The organism is Desulfolutivibrio sulfodismutans DSM 3696, assembly GCF_013376455.1.
Lineage (GTDB): Bacteria > Desulfobacterota > Desulfovibrionia > Desulfovibrionales > Desulfovibrionaceae > Desulfolutivibrio > Desulfolutivibrio sulfodismutans.
Genome location: NZ_CP045504.1, coordinates 2,347,517 through 2,368,713, shown reverse-complemented (window position 1 = coordinate 2,368,713; position 21,197 = coordinate 2,347,517). Strand labels below are relative to the sequence as shown.

Genomic DNA, 21,197 nt, shown 5'->3' with positions numbered 1-21,197 from the left:
GGACTGGGCTGGACAGGTCCGGGAAGGACGGCGCATTCCATGCAAGTGAAAGTAGGTTCCATTCTCATTTATTGCTTCGAACGCACGAGGAGGTCATCCGTCGTGGCCGGTGTCGCCGCGGCCGGATCGGCCGCCACCGCCAGGGTGGGCGGGCGATGGGCCAGAAGCCGGGAGGAATTGGCCAAAACCCCCAGGGTGTGCACGATATGGATGAGCCCGGCGGCCACCGGCGACAAAAGCCCCAGGGCCCCGGCCAGGGCCCCGCCCAGGTTGGTGGAGGTGGCGATCCAGAAGTTCTGGCGGGCCACGCGCAGGGTCTGGCGGCTTAAGTCCCGCACGTAGAGGATGTCGGCCAGATCGTCTTTCACCAACGCGATGTCCGCGGCCTCGATGGCCACGTCCGAGCCCCCGGCGCTCATGGCGATGCCGATGTCGGCCTCGGCCAGGGCCAGGGCGTCGTTGATGCCGTCGCCGACCATGATCACCCGGCGGCCGCCGTCCTGCAGTTCGCGCACGATGTCCGCCTTCTGCTCGGGCAGGACGCTGTGGCGGCACAGGTCGATGTGAAGCGTCCGGCACAGGGTGAGGGCGGTGTTCTCCGTGTCCCCGGTGACCAGGGCCACCTGGGAGACGCCGGTGCGGGTAAGCTCGGCCACGGTCGTTTCCGCGTCGGGCCGAAGTTCGTTGGCGAACCCCAAGGCGGCCAGCACCGCGTCGTTTTTGGCCAGGTAGATGACCGTCAGGCCCCGGTCGGAAAGGGGCCGGACCCGGGCCTGCACCTGGTCCGTCATGATGCCCGCCTCGTCGATGTAGCGGGCGTTGCCCAGGCGGATCACGTCGTGGCCGATTAAGGCCTTGACCCCTTTGCCCAGGGTGAAGTCGCATTCGATGTGCGACAGGGGGTCGATGCCCCGGGAGACCGCCTCGTGTCTGATGGCCAGGGCCAGGGGGTGGTGGTTGTGCATTTCCGCCGAATAGGCCCACAGCAAAAGCTCGTCCTCGGAGAGGTCGGAGAAGTTCAGGATCTCCTCGATGCGCGGCTGGTTGGTGGTCAGGGTGCCGGTCTTGTCGAAGCAGACCACCTCGGCCTTGCCGACCTCCTCCAGGTAGCGGCCGCCCTTGATGAGGATGCCGCGTTTGGCCGCTGCGGCCAGGGCGCTGCTGACGGCGGTCGAGGCCGACAGCACCGTGGCGCAGGGGCAGGCCATGACCAGAAGCACGGTGAAGGCCCGCCACAGGCTGCCGGTCACGACCAGGGTGCCCAGGGTGGACCACATGCCGATTTTCAAGAGTCGGCGGGCCAGGTCGTCGGCCGTGGACTCGATGTCGGCCTTGTTTTCCAGGGAGTCTTCCACCAGGCGCATGATTCGGGCCAGATAGGTGGCGTCGCCCACGCACTCGGCCCGGACATGGAGGATGCCCTGGCGCACGTAGGCCCCGGCGAACACCTTGTCGCCCGCCACGCGGTGTTCGGGTTCGGCCCGGCCGGTGATGGGGGATTCGTCCACCAGGGCCTCGCCCGAGACCACCAGCCCGTCCACGGAGATCTTTTCGCCCGTGTGCAGGACCACGATGTCGCGCGGCTTGACCGCCGACACCGGCACCTCCACCTCCACCTCTCCGGCCAGGATGAAGGTGTTTTTGGCCGTGAGATCCAAAATGGCCGAGATGGAGCGCCGGGAACGCTCGGCGATGTAGGCCTTGAGGGTCTCCGCGCCGCTGTGGATCCACAAAATCTCCAGGGCCGTGACCGCCTGTCCGGCGGCGGCCGCAGCCACGCACCCGGCGGCCAGAAAGCCCTCCATGGTGAAGCGTTTTTGCCGGGCGTGGCGCACCGACTCGCGCAGAAGCGGCGCGGCCGCGATCAGGGCCGTAAGCCCCAGGGGGGAGATCAGGGTCTGGGCCACGGCGGCCTTGAGCAGCACCTCCTTGACGAAGACGTAGCTCATGACCCCGGTCAGGGACAAAAAACGCACCAATTGGCGGCCCACGCCGGAGGTTTTTTTCTCCGGGCAGGCGCAGGCGCAGGCCGGGAGGGTTGGGGCCGCGTCTACGGCCCGCAACGGACGTTTCGGCGCGGGCAGGACGGCCCGCACGGCGGCCAGGACGGCCTCCTGGGCCGTTTGGGCCGGGTCGTAACGCACCACCAGGCAGGCGCAGGCCGGGTTGCTGCGGGTGTCGAGAACGCCCGGGATGTCGGCGCAGGCGGAGGCGGCTGTGGACAGAAGCGATGCCGGGCGCAGTCTCAGGCGCAGACGTCCGGGCAGGGCGTGGGTGATGCGAAGGGTGGCGGTGGCGTGCATGGCGCTTGAAAAAATCCTGAGGATGCAGGGTTTAGGGGCGTTTGGAGGGAACAGGCGAGGGGCGTCGGGCTGGGTCTTCCGGGACGGTCGGCGCCGCAAAGTCGAATACAATAATGATTTCCATTCTCATGATGAAAGCCCACTATCCCATAATCCCGGGTCGCGCAAGGGGTTTATCCCGCCTTGGGGCTGATCGGACTGCCTCCGTACCGCCCGGGGCCTTTTCCGTTGAAGTGCGGCCGCCCGGGCATTTTCATGCTCGGTTCCCCTGCTTTCCCAAGAATGTCACAGAGCACCCTCTTGACGACAGTCCATGTTTTATGCGCCATACCCAGGCCGGACACAGAAGCGCCCGCTTGCGGCGAAAGGGGAGACCTCATGCGCCATCGTTTGAAAACCATGACCCGCCAGGCCGGAAAACCACTGGATGCCCTGGAGTATACCGGCGACGCCCCGGCCGTGGCGACCACGATCGCCACCATGGTGTACGGGCCGCAGGGGGTGGCGATGACCGGCACGGACAGCGGGGAAACGCTCCCGTCCCTGCCGGTCAAAGACGGCGAAAAGATGTGGATCGACGTGGCCGGGCTGCACCAGCCCGAGGCCATACGCCGGGTGGGCGGGCTTTTCGGCGTGCATCCGCTCATCCTGGAAGACGTCGTGCAGGTGGGGCAGCGCCCCAAGCTCGAGGACATGGAGGATTACCTGTTCCTCGTAACCAAGGCCTGGCAGTACGATCCCCAGGCCAAGACCCTGGGCGAAAGCCAGATCAGCTTCGTTCTGGGGCGGCAGGCCCTGGCCACCTTCCGCGAGGGGGACGTGCCCGCCTTCGACGCGGTGCGGGCCCGCATTGCCGCAGGCCGGGGGCGGGTGCGGGGCATGGGCGCGGATTATCTGCTCTATGCCCTGCTCGACGCCGTGGTGGACGAGCATTTCGTGTGCCTGGAGAAGGTGGGCGAGGACATCGAGGATCTGGGGGACAAGCTTCTGGCTAATCCCGAACCGGCGGATCTGGAGGTCATCCACAAGCTCAAGCGCGAAACCATCTACCTGCGCAAAAGCATCTGGCCCCTGCGCGAGGTGATTTCCCGGCTGGCCGAGAGGGAGAGCGAGCTGCTCTCCCCCCAGACGCGGCTGTACTACCGCGACCTCTACGAGCACGTGATCCAGGTCATGGACACGGTAGAGGGCCTTTTGGACATCGTGGGCGGCATGGTGGACATCTATCTGTCCACCATCAGCTTCCGTTTAAACGCCATCATGAAGGTCTTGACGCTCATCTCCACGCTTTTTATGCCCATGACCTTTGTGGCCGGGGTCTACGGCATGAATTTCGAGTTCATGCCCGAGCTCAAGTGGCCCCTGGGCTATCCCATGGCCATCGGGATCATGCTGTGCATGTCCGGCGGGCTTTTTGGCTTGTTCAAGTGGAAGAAGTGGATCTGATCACTTCCCTCCCCCCTGTACCTGCGGGATAAGCGCGCCGTAACCCTCCTTCTCCATCTCCTTAAGGGGGATGAAGCGCAGCGCCGCCGAATTGATGCAATACCGCTGGCCCGAGGGGCGGGGGCCGTCGTCGAACACATGCCCCAGGTGGGAGTCGGCCAGGGAGCTTCGGACCTCGGTGCGGGCCATGCCGTGGCTGGCGTCCGACCGGGCGGCCACGGCCCCCGTGGCGATGGGCCGGGTGAAGCTCGGCCAGCCGGTGCCGGAATCGAACTTGTCGGCGGAGCTGAAAAGCGGCTCCCCGGACACCACGTCCACGTAGATTCCCGGCCGCTTCTCGTTCCAGTAGGGATTGCCGAAGGCCGGTTCGGTGCCTGCCTTGCGGGTGACCTCAAAGGCCAGGGGCGACAGGCGCTTTTCCAGTTCGGCGTCGTCTGGCCGGACGTAGCCGACGGACGGCGCGGCCGTTTTCGGGGCGGGTGTGTCCGGCGCAGTCGGCGCGACCGGAGTGGCCGTCGCGCCCGTCGCGTCCGTCGCGTCTGGGCCCCAGAGCGAGTCCAGGTAGGGTCCGCGCCCGGAATAGCGGTGGTAATTGCCGTAGCTCACGGCATGCTTGGCGTAATAGTCCTGGTGCTCCTCTTCGGCCGGATAAAACGGGGCCACGGGCAAAATGGGCACGTCCAGGGGCTTTTTGAAGCGGCCCGAGGCGGCCATGGCGTCGCGGACGTTTTCGGCGATCCGCTTCTGGTTTTCGTCGGCGTAATAGATCGCCGTGCGGTATTGCGACCCCCGGTCGGCGAACTGTCCGCCCGGGTCCGTGGGGTCGATGTTTTTGAAGAAGATGCGAACCAGATCCTCGTAGGAGATCTTCGCCGGGTCGTAGACCACGCGAACCGCCTCCGTGTGGCCGGTTTTCCCCGTGGACACGGCGGCGTAGGTCGGGGCGGGGTCGTGGCCGCCGGTATAGCCGGAGACGGCCTCAATGACGCCGGGCTTTTTCTCCATGGCCGCCTCAAGGCACCAGAAACAGCCTCCGGCGAAGACGGCGCTTTCGGTCTTTTCAGTGGGTTGCATAGGGGTATCCGTTTGGGCTTGTGAGGTTTGGGTTGCGAGAAGGGCCAGGGCGGCCATAAGAAGGCCAATCAAAAGGCGTGTTTTTCGCATGGGTCTGTCCCCAAAAATGGTACGTTGAGAAGACGTGGCCGGGACGGCATGTCCAAAAAACAGACTGGATTGCTAGGAGAATAGGGCGCCAGGGGAGAAAGTCAAAGGGCTGATCGCGGAAAAGGGCCAAAAGGGCGTCCCAGGCCCCTCTGGGGAGGTCGAGGTCGGCCACGGGGTGGGGGACGACGGGAAAACAGGGACGGCGGGGACTGGGCGGGGGGGCGATCAGGTGCACAGCCGGGAGCGGAGCGTCTCCAGCACCTCCAAGGTCACGGCCAGCTTGTCTGCGGGGATGCCCGCCAGGGCCTCCCGATGCACGCGTTCGGCCATGGCGTGCATGGTGTCGTGGTGCTCCAGGATCTTTGCGGTCAGGCGTACGAGGTTGCGACGCCGGTCCTGGGGCGAAGGCTCGCGGCGCACCCAGCCCAGCTTTTCCAGCCGGTCCAAAAGGCGCACCACCGTGGGGCTCTCCACAAAGATGCGGTCGGCGATCTCCCGCTGCGACAAGGGACGCTCCGCCGTGGCCAGGGTGAAGATCACGCTCCAGGAGGCGCTGGACAGGCCCATGGGCCGGAACTGTTCGTCGATCTTCGCCCGCCAGCCGCGGGCCACCTCGTGCAGGGTGAGGGCGAAGTGCTCATCCGGGGTGTGGGCGGTGCAGACCGGAAGGTCGATGATGTCGCCTTTCCCGGCGGTCGTCTGGCCGCACGGGGGGCCGGGCAGGGGCGTGCCCGGGCCGCCGCCCGCCGCGCTCACGATGCCCCCGCATTGTCGGAGGTCTGCGGGCGGCTTCGGCGGAAAAGGCCGCCGAGCTGCATGATGAGCTTGAAAAAGACCGGGATGAAAAAGGGCGCGATGAACGTGGCCCCGAGCATGCCGCCGATGACCCCGGTGCCGATGGCGTGGCGGCTGGCCGCACCTGCGCCGGAGCTGATGGCCAGGGGCAGGCAGCCCAGGACGAAGGCCAGGGAGGTCATGATGATGGGCCTAAAGCGCAGTTTCGCCGCCTCAACGGCTGCATCGGCCAGGGACATGCCCTGCTTCATGCGCAGGACCGCGAACTCCACGATGAGGATGGCGTTTTTGGCCGCCAGGCCGATGAGCGTCACCAGGGCGACCTGGAAATAGATGTCGTTGGACAGCCCGCGTCCCCAGGTGGCCAGGATGGCCCCGAACAGGGCGAAGGGCACGGCCAGGATGACGGCCAGGGGCAGGGACCAGCGTTCGTACTGGGCGGCCAGGATGAGAAAGACCATGACGATGGCCAGGGCGAACACCAGGGTGGACGTTCCGGCCATGGCCCGCTCCTGGTAGGACGAGCCGGTCCAGGCCAGGGCGTAGTCCGAGGGCAGGGCCTCCTTGGCGGCGGCCTCCATGGCGTCCAGGGCCTGGCCCGAGCTGTAGCCCGGGGCCGGGTCGCCCATGAGCTTGGCCGCCGGGAACACGTTGTAGCGCTCCATGACCTCCGGGCCGCTGGACTGCTCCACCGTGACCAGGGCCGTAAGCGGAATCATCTCGCCCTTCTGGGTGCGCACGAAGATGTCGCGCAGATCCTCGGGGCGGTCCCGGAAGTTGGCCTCGGATTGCAGCATGACCCGGAAGGTGCGGCCGTATTTGTTGAAATCGTTGACGTAGTAAGATCCGAACGTGGACTGCATGACCGAAAAGACATCGTCCACGGAAACGCCCATGGCCTTGGCCTTCTGGCGGTCCAGGGTCACCTTGATCTGGGGCACGTTGGCCCCGAAGGTGGTGGACACCCGGCCAAGCTCCGGGCGCTTGCCCGCTGCGGCGATGACCTTTTCGGTCATGGCCGCCAGATCCTTGGACGTGCCTTCGCCCCGGCTCTGCACAAAGGCCTCGAACCCGCCGGTGCTGCTCATGCCCGAGATGGGCGGCGGGTTGAACGCCAGGGCCAGGCCCTTGGGCTGGGTCATGCCCCGGCCGAAGACCCGCTTGACCAGGTCAAACGAGCTTTGGCCCGGCTTCGTGCGCTCGCTCCAGTCCTTCATGGGCAGAAACGTGGTGCCGTAATTGGACCGGCTGGCGCCGCTTATCAGGTCGTATCCGGCGAAGGTCATGACCTCCTTGATGTCGGGATCGGCCATGTGCATGGCGTCCAGGGCGTCGGTGACGGCCAAGGTGTTGCCCAGGGACGCGCCGTCGGGCAGCACGGTCAGGGCCAGGATGTAGCCCTGGTCCTCGTCGGGCAGAAGGCCGCTGGGGACGTGGGAAAAAAGCCAGTACGTCCCGCCGCACAGGACCGCGAAAAGGATCAGGGCCACGGAGGTCCGGCGGATGAGGAAGCGCACCCCGGTGGTGTAGCCGTCGGTGATGCGGTCAAACAGGGTGTTGAAGGCCCGAAAGACCCGGTTGGGCTCCTGGTGGCCGGGTTTGAGCAAAAGGGCGCACAAGGACGGGGTGAGCGTCAGGGCCACCAGCCCCGAGATGGTCACGGACACGGCGATGGTGATGGCGAACTGCTTGTACATTTCGCCGGTCAGGCCCCCCAGGAAGGCCACGGGCACGAACACGGCGCACAAGACCAGCACGATGGCGATGACCGGCCCCGTGACCTGCTCCATGGCCCGGGCCGTGGCCTCTTTGGGCCCAAGCCCCCGGGTGCGCATGATGCGCTCCACGTTTTCCAAAACCACGATGGCGTCGTCCACCACGATGCCGATGGCCAGCACCATGCCGAAGAGCGTCAGGGTGTTGATGGTGAACCCCAGGGCGTACATGCCGGCAAAGGTGCCGATGATGGATACCGGCACGGCCAGGCAGGGGATGAGCGTGGCCCTGAAATTCTGCAAGAAGAGGTAGACCACCAAAAAGACCAGGATCATGGCCTCAACCAGGGTATGCACCACCTCGGTGATGGACACCCGCACGAAGGTGGTGGTGTCATAGGGGATGGCGTAGGCGACGCCCTCGGGAAAGCGCGTGGACAACTCGTCCATCTTGGCCTTGACCCGGTCGGCGGTGTCCAGGGCGTTGGCCCCGGGGGCCAGGAACACGCCCAGAGGCACGGCCGGTTTGCCGAAACGCTTGCCCGTGAAGCCGTAGTCCTTGGCCCCAAGCTCCACCCGGGCGATGTCCTTGACGCGCAGCACGGAGCCGTCGGGTTCGGCGCGCACGATGATGTTCTCGAATTCCTCGGCTGTGGTCAGGCGTCCCTGGGTGGTGACCATGTAGTTGATGTCCACATGCTCCAGCACCGGTTCCTGGCCGATGCGCCCGGCCGCGAACTGGGCGTTCTGCTCGGAGATGGCCGCAGCCACGTCGCCCGGGGTCAGGCGCAACTGGGCCAGCTTGTCGGGCCGCAGCCAGACCCGCATGGAATAGTCCTTGGCCCCGAATATCTGGGCGTCGCCCACGCCCGGGAGGCGCTTGAGCTCGTCGAGCACGTTCACCAGGGCGTAGTTGCTGAGGTAGATGGCGTCGTAGCGGCCGGAGGGGGAGTCCATGGACATGACCATGAGCATGCTGGAGGACTGCTTGGTGACGGTGACGCCCTGGCGGCGCACCTCCTCGGGCAGGCTGGTCAGGGCGGACTGGACCCGGTTGTTGACGTTGATGGTGGCCTGGTCGGGGTTGGTGCCCACGGCGAAGGTCACGGAGATGGTCATGGAGCCGTCGCCGGCGCTGGTGGACTTCATGTACAGCATGTCGTCCACGCCGTTGATCTGCTGCTCCAGGGGGGCGGCCACGGTGGCCGCGATGACCTCGGGGCTGGCCCCGGGATAGTTGGTGGCCACGGCCACTTCGGGCGGGATGATGTCCGGGTACTGGGCGATGGGCAACACCTTCAAGGCCACCAGCCCGGCCAGGGTGATGACCAGGGAGATGACTGTGGAGAAGATGGGGCGATTTAAGAAAAAACGCGAAATCATTGTGCGGCCTCCGCCTTGGGCGCCGGGGCGGCCTGGGCCTCGCCCGCCTTGGCCGGGGCCTGGGGCGCTGCCGCCTGGGGCGCTGCGGCCGGGGCGTCCCCGCGCAGGGTCACTGTCATGCCCGGGCGGACCTTGATGATGCCTTCTGAAATCACCCGGTCGCCCGCCTCCAGACCCTTTTCCACGAGATAGCCGTTGCCCTCGGTGCGGCCAAGGACCACGGGGCGGGGGGACACCACGCCCTTGTCATCCACCACCCAGACCATGGTTCCCTGCTGGGTGGTCAGGACCGCGCCCTGGGGCACGAGCAGCGCGTCCTTGAGGGCCGCCCCGTCCAGGCGCACCCGCACGAACTGCCCGGGCATGACCGTGCCCTCGGGATTGGGAAATTCGGCCCGGAACTTGACCACGCCGGTGGTGGTGTCCACCTGGGTGTCGGTGAAGTTGATGCGGCCGGGGCTCGGCAGCACGCGGCCGTCGGACATGACCAGCCTGGCCTGGAAATCCCATCCGTCGGCGAAGGCGATCCGCCCCTTTTCGCGCAGGCTGCGGAACTCCATGGTCTCCGGGCCGGGGATGGAGAAATTGACATAGATGGGATCGACCCGGGAGATGGTGGTCAGAAGGCTGGATTCGGCCGAGGCCACCACCAGGCTGCCCTCGGAACGGGCCTCCTTGCTGGTCAGGCCGGAGATGGGGGCCTCCACCTTGGTGTAGCCCAGGTTGATCCTGGCCTCCTTGACGGCCGCCTTGGCCGAGTCCACATCGGCCGTGCCCGTCTCAAAGGCGGTCATGGCGTCGTCGCGGTCTTTCTGGCTGACCACGTCGCCCTTGAAAAGCTGTTCCATGCGGGCCAGGTCGCGCTTGGCCTGGGACAGCTTGGCCTCGGCCTGGGCCAGACGGCCCTGGGCCTGTTCCAGGGTGGCCTGGAAGGGGGCCGGGTCGATCTCAAACAGCAGATCGCCCTGCTTGACCGGGCCGCCTTCCACATAGGCCCGGCGCAGGAGGATGCCGCCCACCCGGGCCCGGACTTCGACCTCCCGGGAACCGGCCGTCTGCCCCATGTATTCCATTCCCAAGGGCAGATCCCCCCGGGTCATGGTCACGGTCGCCACCTCTGGGGGCGGCATGCCCCCTCCGGCATGCTCCTGGGCGGTGCTGTCGTTGCCGCAGCCGGCCAGAAGGAACAGAGACACGGAAAACAGGACACAGGCGGCGCCGATGGCGCGGAACGTGGGAGCAGTCATGGGGAAACCTCGGGGATCACCAGGGGTGAGCGGATACATGCAGCCTCAATAATGAGCTTGCTACCTGTTTACAGCGAGAAAGGCGGTATCTATGCATGGATGGCGGTCCTGTCAAGAGCCGAGGCTGTGGCCGCATCGGGCCGCAGGCGACAGCCACCGGGTCTGACCGGACGCGCCCCGGCGCGGCCAGGCCCGGTAAAGCGGGAATCAGTCGGCGGGCTTGGCCAGGGGTTTGACCCAGGAGACCAGGACGGCCCCGTCGGCCTCCAGGCGCACCTTGGCCGTGCCGGTGCGCAGCTCGGAGCCCGCCAGCCCGGCATATTCATAGACCGGGACGGTCATGGTGCCGTCGGCGGCCACGGTGGCCACGTTCATGATCCACCGCACGTTTTGGGAGGGAAAGTCCGGATCAGTCCACAAAAATCGTCCCGATCCCAGGGGCGTCTCCACCAGGCCGCGTCCGGAAAAGGCCACCGAAGGGACCAACTCGCGGGAGAAGCGGATCAGGGTGTAGGAGCTGACCGAGACATCGGACTGGGGGTCTTGGGCCAGGATCTCGATGCGGCCGTCGCCGTCCAGGTCGCCTGCGGCCTGGGGCCAGTAGAAGCCGAAGTCCCGGCAGAAAAAGACCGTGGGGTCGCCGCCCGCCCCCTGGGTCGGCCCCTGCCAGAGGGCCTTGCCCGAGGCGTCGGTCAGGGCGGCCTGGGCGTCGCCGCCCAAAAGCGACGGCACGTCGCGCAAGACCAGGGTGGCGGCGCCCTCATGCCCGGTCGGCTTCAGGGGGAAGGTCCGGACCATCTCCTTCGGGCACAGGACCAGTTCCCGATTGCGCGGGTCGGCCAGATAGGCGGCCTCGCCCCGCACCACCTTGTCCGGAACCCAGCCCGTGCGGCCGTCCTCGGTGCGCACGTTGCTAAAGCCGCCCTGGCGCGACAGCACCGTGACGATCTCCCCCCGGGACACCCCGCCCAGGGAGGCGGCCTTGGCGCTGGCGGAGGCCCGCAGGTCGTGCCCGTCGTCGTCGATGACGAAACGGCCCTGTTCGGCGGCCGGACTGGCTGCGGGTCCGCCCAAAAGTGCGGCAAGGGCCAGGGCCACGGCGAAAAGCAACATGCTGCGGGTCAGGGGCATGGAGGGCTCCTCAGATGGTTTCCACGGCCGCAAACGACGGCTCGTGCAGGGGCAGGATGATGTCCGCGCCGTCGCGGACCTTTTTTACGATGTCATAGGCTGCATAGGCGTTGACGTGGGTTCCCGGGGGGATGACCTCCATCTCCATGGCCCGCACCTCCTTGGGAGGATAAAAATTCTCAAGTATGGTGCAAAAGCCGGTGATGGCCGCCGTGCCCCTTTTCGTGTCCACAAAGACCGTCAGTCCCCCCTCGGTATGGGCCGGGGTGTGCATGACCCGGATGCCGGGCAGGATTTCCCGGTCGCCGGTGACCACCTCGATCTGCCCGTTCTCCTCCACATCCAGGATGTAGTCCTCCAGATACCGGAAATCCAGGGGATGGGGATTGTGGACGTGCTCAAGTTCCTTCTCGTGCACGTAAAACCGGGCGTTCACGCACGCGGCGTCGTTTTCGCAATGGTCGTTGTGCAGGTGGGTGTGGATGACCACGTCGATGTCTTCCGGGGTCAGGCCGAAGCGGGCCAATCCCTCCGCGAAGGTGTAGATCTTTCCCCCGATGGCCTTCTCCCGGTCGTCGGTGATCACGGGCATCATCTCGCCCGTGTCCACCAGGACTTTTTTGTCCCCGCCCTCCAGGTACCAGCAATAAATGGGGATGACATACGGCGTGCCGTATCCCTGCTGGTAGGTCATCATGCCCTTGTCGAAACGCTTGGTGCCCATGACGATGGGGTGGATTTTCCAGGTGGCCATGGCGTCGTCCTTGTCGCGTCCCCGCCCGGCCGGGATGGCCGGGGCGGACGTGTGAGGCAAGGTCTAGCGTAAAGCCCGGGGTGCGGCAAGAAAAGGGGCGTACACGGGGAGCCTGAACCTAAAGAACCCGTGGCGCGCGGCCGATACGATACGCAAAGGCGTGCTGCGCCGGAGAACCGGAAAAACGGGAGACGAGCTCATGTCCTCGATAGTCAAGATATCCGATATGCCCCAGACCCAGACATCCATCCGACAGAACCAGCTGCTCATGGACTTCATGCAGACGAGCAATGATGCGCGCAACGCCGAACAGGACGCAGCCCTGGCCATGGCCACCACCAAGGAATCCCTTCTGGAAAATTCGCTCAAGGGAAGCCTGCTGGTGAGAACCGGTTAGGTTCACGGGGCCGGGCCTGGATGGGACGGCCGGTCTGCGGCGGCGCGGCCCGCTTGTGTGCGGTCTGCCCCGTGGTGCGGGCCAGGGGCGGATGGCGAAGGGCCCCTTGCCCGGCGCGTGCCGGGTGACCGGCCGGGCGACGGCTGCGGGGCTGTTCGGGAATCCGGACAAAAATCCACGCGGGGCGACTTCGCAAAAATACAGGGGACGACCGTCCAGGCGGCCGTCCCCTGTCGCGTTTCCTCAAAACAGCTCCCTGCCGTGCGTCTGCATGCGCCGGGCAAGCGCCCGGGACGTCTACTTCAGGGGCGGTTGGCCGACGCGGGCCAGATTCTCCATGACCGCAGCCATGGCCGCCTTCTGTTCGGGGGTGGTCAGGGCCGGGGTGATCTGCTCGGCCATGCGGGCCATCTGCAACACCTTGTCGGCCACCAGGACCTGACGCACCTCGTCGGGAAGCCGCGCGGCCCGTTCCTCAAGGGCCGCCATGCGCGTCTCCACCCCGGCCAGGGCTGTGATCTTGTTGTCCAGTCCGGCCACCTTGGCGTCCATGCCGAAATAGGCCGCCCCGGCCATCAAAATGGCCAGAAGGGCCAGGGCCACACCGGCTCGGGCCGCCCCGGCGGTCTCGCGCTCCACGGTCTTGGGGTTGTCCGCTTCCTTGCCTACCTCGTCGCCATATAATGCGTGAATGCGTTTTTCCATGCCAAGCATAGGGCTATCCTCCATATAGAAACCTTTGATGATGACACAATACCGTAACGCACCACGCAGCGCAATGAAAACCGTGCGGGGGGCGCCGCCCCCCGCGCCCCCCGCCAGGGGGTTAAACCCCCTGGACCCCGTAACGTGCGGCTCCCTGGACGACGCACCGCGTCGTCCAGGGAGCCGCAAAGTTCCGGTTCCATGGGCTTCGACTCCTGGCCGGAGGCCTGTGCCCCTGCCGGAATACCCGCGTTTCCGGGTGAGGCCCGTTGCCGCTTCGCGGCAACGGGCCTCACCCGGCGACGGGGGGTCCGGGGGGACAATCGTCCCCCCGGGCGGGGTGCGGGGCGGCAGCCCCGATTACCTGTTTGCTTTGGCCCAGGAGTCTTTGAGGGCCACGGAGCGGTTGAAGACGGGGGTCTCGGGGGTGGAGTCGCGGTCTTTGCAGAAGTAGCCCAGGCGTTCGAACTGGAAGATGTCGCCGGGGGCGGCCTGGGCCAGGCTGGGTTCGAGCCTGGCGCCGGTGACGGTTTTCAGGGAGTCGGGGTTTAAGAAGGTCAGGAAGTCGGCCTTGCCGTCGGCCGGGGTTTCGGTGGTGAAGAGGCGGTCGTAAAGGCGGACCTCGGCGGGGATGGCGTGGGCGGCGCTGACCCAGTGCAGGGTGCCGCGCACCTTGCGTCCGTCCGTGGACCAGCCGCCCTTGGTGGCCGGGTCGTGGATGCAGCGGATGGTTGCGACCTCGCCGGTTATGGGGTCCACGTCGAAGCCGGTGCAGGTCACGTAGTAGGCGTGGCGCAGGCGCACCTCGGCCCCGGGGGCCAGCCGGTACCATTTTTTCGGGGCCTCGACCTGGAAGTCGTCGCGTTCGACGTAGAGTTCGCGGGTAAAGGGCACGGGTCGGCTGCCCATGGCCGGGTCTTCGGGGTGGTAGGGGAAGTCGATGTGTTCGACCGCGCCTTCGGGGTAGTTTTCGATGATGAGCTTGACGGGGTTTAGCACGCCCATGACGCGGCGGGCGCTGCGGTTTAAGTCTTCGCGCAGGCAGTGTTCCAGGAGGGCCATGTCCACCAGGTTGTCGGCCTTGGAGATGCCGATGCGGTCACAGAAGTCGCGCATGGCCGAAGGCGTGTAGCCCCGGCGGCGCACGCCGCACAGGGTGGGCATGCGGGGGTCGTCCCAGCCGGAGACGTGCCCTTGCGTGACGAGTTGGATGAGCTTGCGTTTGCTTAAGACGGTATAGCCCAGGTTCAGGCGGGCGAATTCGATCTGCTGCGGGTGGCAGGGGGCGGGGATGTTGTCCAGCACCCAGTCGTAGAGGGGGCGGTTGTTTTCGAATTCGAGGGAGCACAGGGAATGGGTGACGCCTTCCAAAGCGTCGGAGATGCAGTGGGTGTAGTCGTACATGGGGTAGAGGCACCAGGCGTCGCCGGTGCGGTGGTGATGCACGTGCTTGATGCGGTACAAGGTGGGATCGCGCAGGACCACGTTGGGGCTTGCCATATCGATCTTGGCCCGCAGGACGCGGGCCCCGTCGGGGAATTCGCCCGCCCGCATGCGCCGGAAGAGGTCGAGGTTTTCGGCGGGGGAGCGGTCGCGGTAGGGGCTGTTTTTGCCGGGTTCGGTGAGGGTTCCCCGGTAGGCGCGGATCTCCTCGGCCGTCAGGTCGTCCACATAGGCCTTGCCGTTTTCGATGAGGTGCTCGGCGAAGGCGTAGAGCTTTTCGAAGTAGTCCGAGGCGTAAAAGAGCCGGTCGTCCCAGGAGAAACCCAGCCAGCGCACGTCTTCCTGGATGGATTCGACGTATTCCACCTCTTCCTTGCTGGGGTTGGTGTCGTCGAAGCGCAGGTTGCACTGGCCGCCGAATTCCTTGGCGATGCCGAAGTTGAGGCAGATGGACTTGGCGTGTCCGATATGCAGGTAGCCGTTGGGCTCGGGGGGGAAGCGGGTCTGGACGCGCCCGGCCCATTTGCCGGTGCGGTTGTCCTCGTCGATGATGGTGCGGATGAAGTCCCGGGAAGGTGCGGGCGCGCCTTTTGTGTCGGTGCCGGTGGCGGTCATGGGGAATCCTCGGTGTTGTCTTTGGGGGGCGGGGGGATGTCCCCGCCTGTCGCGGCAATGGGCCGCAATGGGGCAAAAAGGATAGAAGAACTTGGGGCTGCGGTCAAACGGGCAGACGGCGGGGTACTGGCTGAATCCGGCCGGGGGTCTTTGAAAACGGAGGATGTGTGGATGCAAAAGGGGCCGGAGACGATTCCGGCCCCTTTGGCTACGCTTTTATTCCTGAAGCTGACGAAGCAGTTGCCTTGCCCCGGCCGCCAGGAATCCGGAGCGGGTCATCCCTTCGCGCTTGGCTCTCCGGTCAATGTCCGTGAGCAGTTTTTGGTTGATCGAGACACTGATGCGGACCGGGATCGGTTCCGGATCGTTTCCCGGGACCGGGACCAGGGCCAGGAATCCCCCTGGAGGGACGGCAACGCCGGACAACGGCGACGGCACGGGGACGTCCTCCCCGTTGGAGCGCAAAAGCCCCAGGTATCCATCCATGGCGTCCACGGCCATGGTCATGGCCTCGACCTCGGTGTCGCCCTCGGTGAAGCATCCCGGAAGGTCGGGGAACGAGACCACGAAGCCCCCTTTTTCGTTTCGCTCAAAAAGCGCGGGGTAAGCGTTCATGTTCGATGCTCCTTTTTCTCTTTTTCATCCGGCCAAAGGCGGCGGACGCTTTCGCCCCCGCCTCACCTCAGTGTTATCCCCGCTTGCCTCTCCATTTTCTTTACGAGGTCTACGCTGAGGTCTTTCGCGGGATGTTTGACGGTCACCTTGCCGGGCTTGTCTGGGTGTTCAAAGTGGTGGTGGTCACCTTTCGCGTTTTTCAGAACCCACCCGGCCGCCTTGAGCCTCTTGATGATTTCCGTACTGCTCGGCATGTCCTTCTTCCCGTTCGGCGTTGACATTAAAATGTGTAATTTTTACGTAGTTGTCAATAAAAAATACATAAAAAATATATAAAAGTCCGCCCTTTCGAGCGGCCTTGAGGGTGAGTCGGGCCGTTTCGACCATGGCCTCCCGCGATGCCTTGCACGCGACGCGGCGAATCTCCATGCTTTCGTAGGTCTTGGTTTTGGCTGAACCGGGCCCGATGCGTTCCATGGTTTCCGCCGACGGGGCGTCTCCCGGCGGCGGCCTGGCGGCCGACAAAATTGTCCAGAAAGGCAGACGATTTTGTCGGCGAAAGGGGGAAGGGCCTGCGCAATGGCAGCAATTCCAGGACATTGACAAATTGGTAAAATTCTTGCTAACCTTCCCGCAACGCGACGCTCAAGTGACTTACGCATGACGAATCCTCTCTCAGATCCGACCGACCCGGCTTTCCTGGCCCCCGGCGGGGGCGAATCCGGCGCAGTGTTTCGCACGCTCTTTGAAGGTTCTCCCAACGCCGTGGCCCTGCGCGACCAGACGGGCCGGGTGCTGCTGGTCAACCAGGCCTTCGGGCGCATCTTCGGCTATGCGGCGGCCGAGAGCATCGGGGCGGACCTGGCCGAACTCATCATGCCCGGGGAACGGGCGGCCGACGATCCGGCGGAATGGATCGAATGCAAGGCCGACGAACACCGGGAGACCCTGCGCAGGCGGCGCGACGGCTCCCTGGTGCATGTGACCATGGTCTGCATCCCGGCCGACGGCAGGCGGGACAGCCTGCCGGGCGACGTCTTCATCATCTACCGCGACATCACCCTCCGCAAACAGACCGAGGAGCTTTTGCGCGGGGCCGAGCGCAAGTTCCGTTCGATTTTTGAAAACGCCGTGGAAGGCATCTTCCAGACCACCCCGGCCGGGCGCTATCTGGACGTCAACCCCTCTTTGGCCCGCATCTACGGTTTTGATACGCCCGGCGAGCTCATTGAACATTTCAAGGACATTAAAAACCAGCTGTACGTGGACCCGGGCCGCCGCGACGACTTCGTGCGCATCATGGACGAATACAACGAGGTGTGGAACTTCGAGTCGCGCATCCGCAAAAAAGGCGGCGAGATCATCTGGATCAGCGAGAACGCCCGGGCCATCTTTGACGAGGAAGGGGACATCGACCACTACGAGGGCACCGTGGTGGACGTCACCGAGCGCAAGCGGGCCGAGGAGGCCCTGGAGGCCCAGCGGGCCTATTTCCGGCAGCTTTTTGAGAATTCGCCCCAGGCCATCATCCTCATCGACAGCAACCGCAACGTCCTGGACGCCAACAAGGGCTTCGAGGAACTCTTCGGCTACCGGGCCGCCGACATGAAGGGCTTCGGGATGCGCACCTTCATCGTGCCCGAGGATCTTTTGGCCGAATGCGAGAATTTTCGGGCCGCGATCCTGTCCGGCAACACCGTGCAGCGTGAAACATACCGGCGGCATCGCGACGGCAGGCTCATCCCCGTGTCCATGATCGGCTTTCAGGTCAAAAGCGGCGAGGCCGCCGGGGGCGTCGTCTACATCTATCAGGATATTTCCGAGCGAAAGGCCTTCGAGGAGCAGATCACCCACCAGGCCTTCCACGATTCCCTCACCCATCTGCCCAACCGCAGCCTTTTCGCCGAGCGCCTGCAGCGGGCCCTGGCCCGGAGCAGACGCCGGGGCGACTACCAGTATGCCGTGCTCATGATCGACCTGGACAAGTTCAAGGCGGTCAACGACAGCATGGGGCATGCCGCCGGGGACATGCTTTTGGTGGAGATCGCCGCGCGGCTCAAATCCTGTATGCGCTCCGTGGACACCGTGGCCCGCCTGGGCGGGGACGAGTTTGCGGTGATTCTGGAGGAATTTAAAATCAAGCGCGAGGTGCTCACCGTGGCCGAGCGCATCCAGGAGACCCTGCGGCGGCCCTGCACCATCTGCGGCAACGAGGTGTACCCCGGGGCCAGCATCGGCATCGTGCTGCGCACCAAGGAATACGACAGCGCCGAGGACGTGTTGCGCGATGCGGACATCGCCATGTACCGGGCCAAGGAAACCGGCAAACCGTACATGATCTTCGACCGCAGGATGCATAAGGAGATCCTGGAGGTCATCAGCCTTGAAGCGGAACTGCGCGACGCCCTGTCCAACGACGAGTTGGTTCTGCATTATCAGCCCATCGTCAACGTGGACACCCGGGCCCTGGAAGGCTTCGAGGCCCTGGTGCGCTGGAACCACCCCCTGAAGGGGATCGTGCCGCCGGACAAGTTCATCCCCCTGGCCGAGGAGACGGGCATCATCCTGCCCCTTGGCCGCTGGGTCATTGTCGAGGCCTGCCGCCAGCTCGGGAAATGGCAGAAGACCATCCCCGGGGCTGAACGCCTAAGCGTCAGCGTCAACGTCTCCTGCCGCCAGTTCGTGCGCGACGGGCTGGTGGAATATGTGGCCCAGGTCTTGGAGGAGACGGGCATCGACCCGGCGCGGCTCAAGCTCGAAATCACCGAATCCGTGCTCATGCAGGACACCAGCCATTCCATACACGAGCTCAACCGGCTCAAGGCGCTCGGGGTGCGCATCGCCGTGGACGACTTCGGCACGGGCTATTCCTCGTTGAGCTATCTGCGCCAACTGCCCATCGACCATTTGAAGATCGACCGGTCGTTCATCAGCGGATCGGACAACGCCGAAGACAACATCCAGATCGTCAAGTCCATCATCTCCCTGGCCCGCAACCTGGGGCTGACGGTCATCGCCGAGGGCGTGGAGCACGAGGACCAGTTCGCCCGCCTGCAGGACGTGCGCTGCGACAAGGCTCAGGGGTACATGTTCTCCCGGCCCGTGGACAGCATTGCTGCCGAACGCTACATCCTGGATTACCAGCGTCGCTTGGCCGAGGCCTGTTCCCTCGGTACCCCGCCTGCCTGATTTTCCCGCCGCAGCCCAGGTTTGCCGCAGGCCGTTTCGAAAATCCGCACAAAATGTGTTTTTTTGCTCAAGTTTTGCACAAGTTGTCCGATAAGAGGCCTGACGCTTTGCACATGACAAAGGAGCAAACCATGGCGACCATTCTTTCCGGTATTGGTTCCTTCACGTTGTCGGCATCGGTATTGGGGACGGAGACGACCGAGGCGGCCGCGTCGGCCGAAAACGCCACGGCCGCGAATTCCTCCGCAACGACCGGCGACACGGTGACGATTTCGCCCGAAGGGTTGCGGCTGGCTGCCACGGCGGCGCAAAAGCAGGACGAGGACTCGGACGAAAGCGCTTCCGCGACCAAAATCAAAGACAAGATGAAGGACATCCAGAAGCTGATCAGGGAGCTTCAGGAACAGATCCGTCAGATCGAGGAGGAAAACCTGTCTGACGAGCAAAAGCGGCAAAAGGTTCAGATGCTGCAGTCCCAGATTTCCCAGTACCAGTCCCAACTGGCCGATTTGCAAAAGGCGCTGACCGGCTCCAGCGGCAACCCCGGCGGCACCCGGGCCGAGGGGGCGTCCATGTCCCTGACCTGAGGGGGGCGCGCATTCGTTTCAAATGGCCCCGGATCGCGGCGATCCGGGGCCATTTTCATTTGTGGCGGCCGTGGCCTGGGGATACGTCGCGTCCGGGGTTCCGCCATCTCCCGCCGGATGGCCGGGGCCCGAGCCTCCGACAGGGTTCGCCCGGCGTGCGATGCGGTTCGTCCGTCCCGGCTGGCGCTCAAGGCTCGGGCGCAGGATTTGCCCGGCGCGGGGACGGATGGGGAGGGATGCTTAGTAAGTGATGATTTCAGCGGCGTTGTGCAAGGCTCTTTGTGCAATGTGCAATTGTGCAGACAGGTGTGTGCATGGATGGAGGCAGGGGAGGGTTCGGGTTGCATGCCTTTCAAATACGCAACAGACAAGGTGTTCGACGCAGTTCTGCAGACGTGAGTTCGTGCAATGTATTGCACGATAAATGAAACCACGAAGTATTTTTGAAAATACCTGCATCCTGCCTAAAGCATGTTCGCCTCTGGCCGATAAGAGCAGTACATTTGTACGAAAGACCAGGGGGTACCACATGTCCTTCGAAATTTCCGCTTCCAGCCTGTATTCCACGTCCACGTCCCTGACGGAAACCTCCCAGACCAACTCTGCCGAGTCCACCGGCAAAAGCGGTTCCTCGTCGGGCGCGACCACCGACTCCGGCGACACCGTGACCATCTCCGCCGAGGGCCTCAAGCTGGCGGCCTCGTCCTCTTCCAAGTCCGGCGGCGCGTCGGGCTCAGGCGAATCCGAAGAATCCGAAGAAACGGAAACCTCGGACATCGAGGATCAAATCGACGAGGTAGAAGAAAAGATCGAAGACTTGCAGGAGAAGATCGAGGAAGCCCAGCAGGAAGACCTCCCGGACGATCAGAAGCAGCAGAAGGTCCAGAACCTGCAGGCCCAGTTGTCCCAGTACCAGGCCCAACTCACCCAGTTGCAGACCGAACTTACAGAATCCACCAGCAGCGGAGGCACCTCGGCCGAAGGCATGGCCTCCTCCCTTACCTAGCCGGGCCGGGCATCGGATACGGCCAAGGCCCCGTTTTGTTCCTGGACGGGGCCTTGGCGCGTTGTCGGCCGGGTGGATGGATCAGGATGCGCCCAATGTGTCGATGGCCGCCAGCAGGGTGTCGAAGGACGCCAGGCTGAACAGGATCAGCACCTCGCCCTCGATAAGATGATCCTTGATGGTGAACTGGGTGCGGGCCATGAGCACCATGGCCCCGGACTCGCCATGCTCCCCGAAAAACACCAGTTGCTCGAAACGCTCCTCCACATAGTCCGGGGTGGAGAACACGATGTTTTCCTTGAGGATGTTGCCGATGGAGCCCATGACCCCGTTTAAGACGATGTTGCCTACCTCCTGAAGGGTCTCCACGCGCATGGCCTCGGCCTCGGCCTCGGAGACGACGGAATTGCCCAGGATGATGTTCACCAGCCGCGAGGCGCTCTCCGGCGGAAAGATCAGGGCGCTTAGGCCCGAGAAATGTCCGGAGAACGTCAGTTGAACGGCGGAAAAGATCTCTTTGCCCCGAGTCCCGTAGCGGGAACAAAATTCCTTCGATGACAGCACCACCAGTTCCGGCACCTGCAACTGGATGTGGGTGCTGACCATGCGGTTGAGCATGCCCGCCGCCCGGCCGACGCCGATATTGATAAGCTCCTGGAGGATGTCCAGTTGCATGGGGGTCAGTTCCATGGAACGCTCCTT

At 64.7% G+C, this 21,197-nt stretch carries 18 protein-coding genes; 5 read left to right on the top strand and 13 right to left on the bottom strand.

What is annotated here, in order from left to right; all coding sequences use genetic code 11:
* Positions 1 to 68: 68 nt before the first annotated feature.
* Entirely contained in the window at positions 69 to 2,303 is a 2,235-nt protein-coding gene (locus tag GD606_RS11110) for a heavy metal translocating P-type ATPase (RefSeq protein ID WP_163303057.1), read from the bottom strand.
* A 378-nt stretch (positions 2,304 to 2,681) separates the two neighbouring features.
* Here GD606_RS11110 and corA point away from each other — a divergent pair, with 378 nt between their 5' ends.
* Entirely contained in the window at positions 2,682 to 3,749 is a 1,068-nt protein-coding gene (corA, locus tag GD606_RS11105; RefSeq protein ID WP_163303056.1) for a magnesium/cobalt transporter CorA, read from the top strand.
* On the opposite strand, the gene msrB is transcribed toward corA, so the two are convergent.
* The 6 genes from msrB to GD606_RS11075 form a co-directional block, all read right to left on the bottom strand.
* Positions 3,750 to 4,823 carry a peptide-methionine (R)-S-oxide reductase MsrB gene (gene msrB, locus GD606_RS11100; protein ID WP_246298750.1) on the bottom strand — a complete coding sequence of 358 codons (1,074 nt, stop codon included), beginning with the start codon at positions 4,821 to 4,823 and terminating at the stop codon, positions 3,750 to 3,752. It abuts the gene before it with no gap.
* A gap of 315 nt (positions 4,824 to 5,138) precedes the next feature.
* The gene (locus GD606_RS11095) at positions 5,139 to 5,669 is read right to left on the bottom strand and encodes a MarR family winged helix-turn-helix transcriptional regulator (protein ID WP_163303811.1); all 531 of its coding nucleotides are present in this window, start codon (positions 5,667 to 5,669) and stop codon (positions 5,139 to 5,141) included.
* Positions 5,666 to 8,806, bottom strand: a complete 3,141-nt coding sequence (locus tag GD606_RS11090) for an efflux RND transporter permease subunit (protein ID WP_163303812.1) — start codon at positions 8,804 to 8,806, stop codon at positions 5,666 to 5,668. The genes GD606_RS11095 and GD606_RS11090 overlap by 4 nt, the downstream gene beginning before the upstream one ends.
* Positions 8,803 to 10,053, bottom strand: a complete 1,251-nt coding sequence (locus GD606_RS11085; protein WP_163303813.1) for an efflux RND transporter periplasmic adaptor subunit — start codon at positions 10,051 to 10,053, stop codon at positions 8,803 to 8,805. The genes GD606_RS11090 and GD606_RS11085 overlap by 4 nt, the downstream gene beginning before the upstream one ends.
* A 207-nt stretch (positions 10,054 to 10,260) precedes the next feature.
* Positions 10,261 to 11,184, bottom strand: a complete 924-nt coding sequence (locus GD606_RS11080; RefSeq protein ID WP_163303814.1) for an SH3 domain-containing protein — start codon at positions 11,182 to 11,184, stop codon at positions 10,261 to 10,263.
* 10 nt (positions 11,185 to 11,194) lie between these two features.
* Positions 11,195 to 11,938: an N-acyl homoserine lactonase family protein gene (locus GD606_RS11075; protein ID WP_163303815.1), complete on the bottom strand. Its 744-nt coding sequence runs from the start codon at positions 11,936 to 11,938 to the stop codon at positions 11,195 to 11,197.
* Positions 11,939 to 12,137: 199 nt separating this feature from the next.
* Here GD606_RS11075 and GD606_RS11070 point away from each other — a divergent pair, with 199 nt between their 5' ends.
* Positions 12,138 to 12,335: a hypothetical protein gene (locus GD606_RS11070; protein ID WP_163303816.1), complete on the top strand. Its 198-nt coding sequence runs from the start codon at positions 12,138 to 12,140 to the stop codon at positions 12,333 to 12,335.
* A 297-nt stretch (positions 12,336 to 12,632) separates the two neighbouring features.
* Here GD606_RS11070 and GD606_RS11065 read toward each other — a convergent pair whose 3' ends face one another.
* The 5 genes from GD606_RS11065 to GD606_RS11045 form a co-directional block, all read right to left on the bottom strand.
* On the bottom strand, positions 12,633 to 13,049 hold the full coding sequence (locus GD606_RS11065; protein ID WP_163303817.1) for a hypothetical protein: 417 nt from the start codon (positions 13,047 to 13,049) through the stop codon (positions 12,633 to 12,635).
* A 351-nt stretch (positions 13,050 to 13,400) separates the two neighbouring features.
* Positions 13,401 to 15,098, bottom strand: coding sequence for a glutamine--tRNA ligase/YqeY domain fusion protein (locus GD606_RS11060; protein WP_163303776.1), 1,698 nt, complete (start codon positions 15,096 to 15,098; stop codon positions 13,401 to 13,403).
* Positions 15,099 to 15,314: 216 nt separating this feature from the next.
* A complete protein-coding gene (locus GD606_RS11055) occupies positions 15,315 to 15,713 on the bottom strand; it encodes a type II toxin-antitoxin system HicB family antitoxin (RefSeq protein WP_163303777.1) in 399 nt (132 codons plus the stop codon).
* Positions 15,714 to 15,775: 62 nt separating this feature from the next.
* A complete protein-coding gene (locus GD606_RS11050) occupies positions 15,776 to 15,967 on the bottom strand; it encodes a type II toxin-antitoxin system HicA family toxin (RefSeq protein WP_163303778.1) in 192 nt (63 codons plus the stop codon).
* The gene (locus tag GD606_RS11045) at positions 15,897 to 16,190 is read right to left on the bottom strand and encodes a hypothetical protein (RefSeq protein WP_163303775.1); all 294 of its coding nucleotides are present in this window, start codon (positions 16,188 to 16,190) and stop codon (positions 15,897 to 15,899) included. Before GD606_RS11045 ends, GD606_RS11050 begins: the two co-directional genes overlap by 71 nt.
* 183 nt (positions 16,191 to 16,373) lie before the next feature.
* Here GD606_RS11045 and GD606_RS11040 point away from each other — a divergent pair, with 183 nt between their 5' ends.
* The 3 genes from GD606_RS11040 to GD606_RS11030 all read left to right on the top strand — a co-directional run bounded on the left by GD606_RS11040 (position 16,374) and on the right by GD606_RS11030 (position 20,495).
* Positions 16,374 to 18,902 carry a sensor domain-containing protein gene (locus tag GD606_RS11040; protein ID WP_163303779.1) on the top strand — a complete coding sequence of 843 codons (2,529 nt, stop codon included), beginning with the start codon at positions 16,374 to 16,376 and terminating at the stop codon, positions 18,900 to 18,902.
* A gap of 131 nt (positions 18,903 to 19,033) precedes the next feature.
* Positions 19,034 to 19,489 (top strand): hypothetical protein, encoded by a 456-nt coding sequence (locus GD606_RS11035; RefSeq protein WP_163303780.1) that lies wholly within the window; start codon positions 19,034 to 19,036, stop codon positions 19,487 to 19,489.
* 529 nt (positions 19,490 to 20,018) lie between these two features.
* The gene (locus GD606_RS11030) at positions 20,019 to 20,495 is read left to right on the top strand and encodes a FlxA-like family protein (RefSeq protein ID WP_163303781.1); all 477 of its coding nucleotides are present in this window, start codon (positions 20,019 to 20,021) and stop codon (positions 20,493 to 20,495) included.
* Between the two features lie 81 nt (positions 20,496 to 20,576).
* On the opposite strand, the gene GD606_RS11025 is transcribed toward GD606_RS11030, so the two are convergent.
* A complete protein-coding gene (locus tag GD606_RS11025; protein ID WP_163303782.1) occupies positions 20,577 to 21,185 on the bottom strand; it encodes a chemotaxis protein CheC in 609 nt (202 codons plus the stop codon).
* Positions 21,186 to 21,197: the final 12 nt, after the last annotated feature.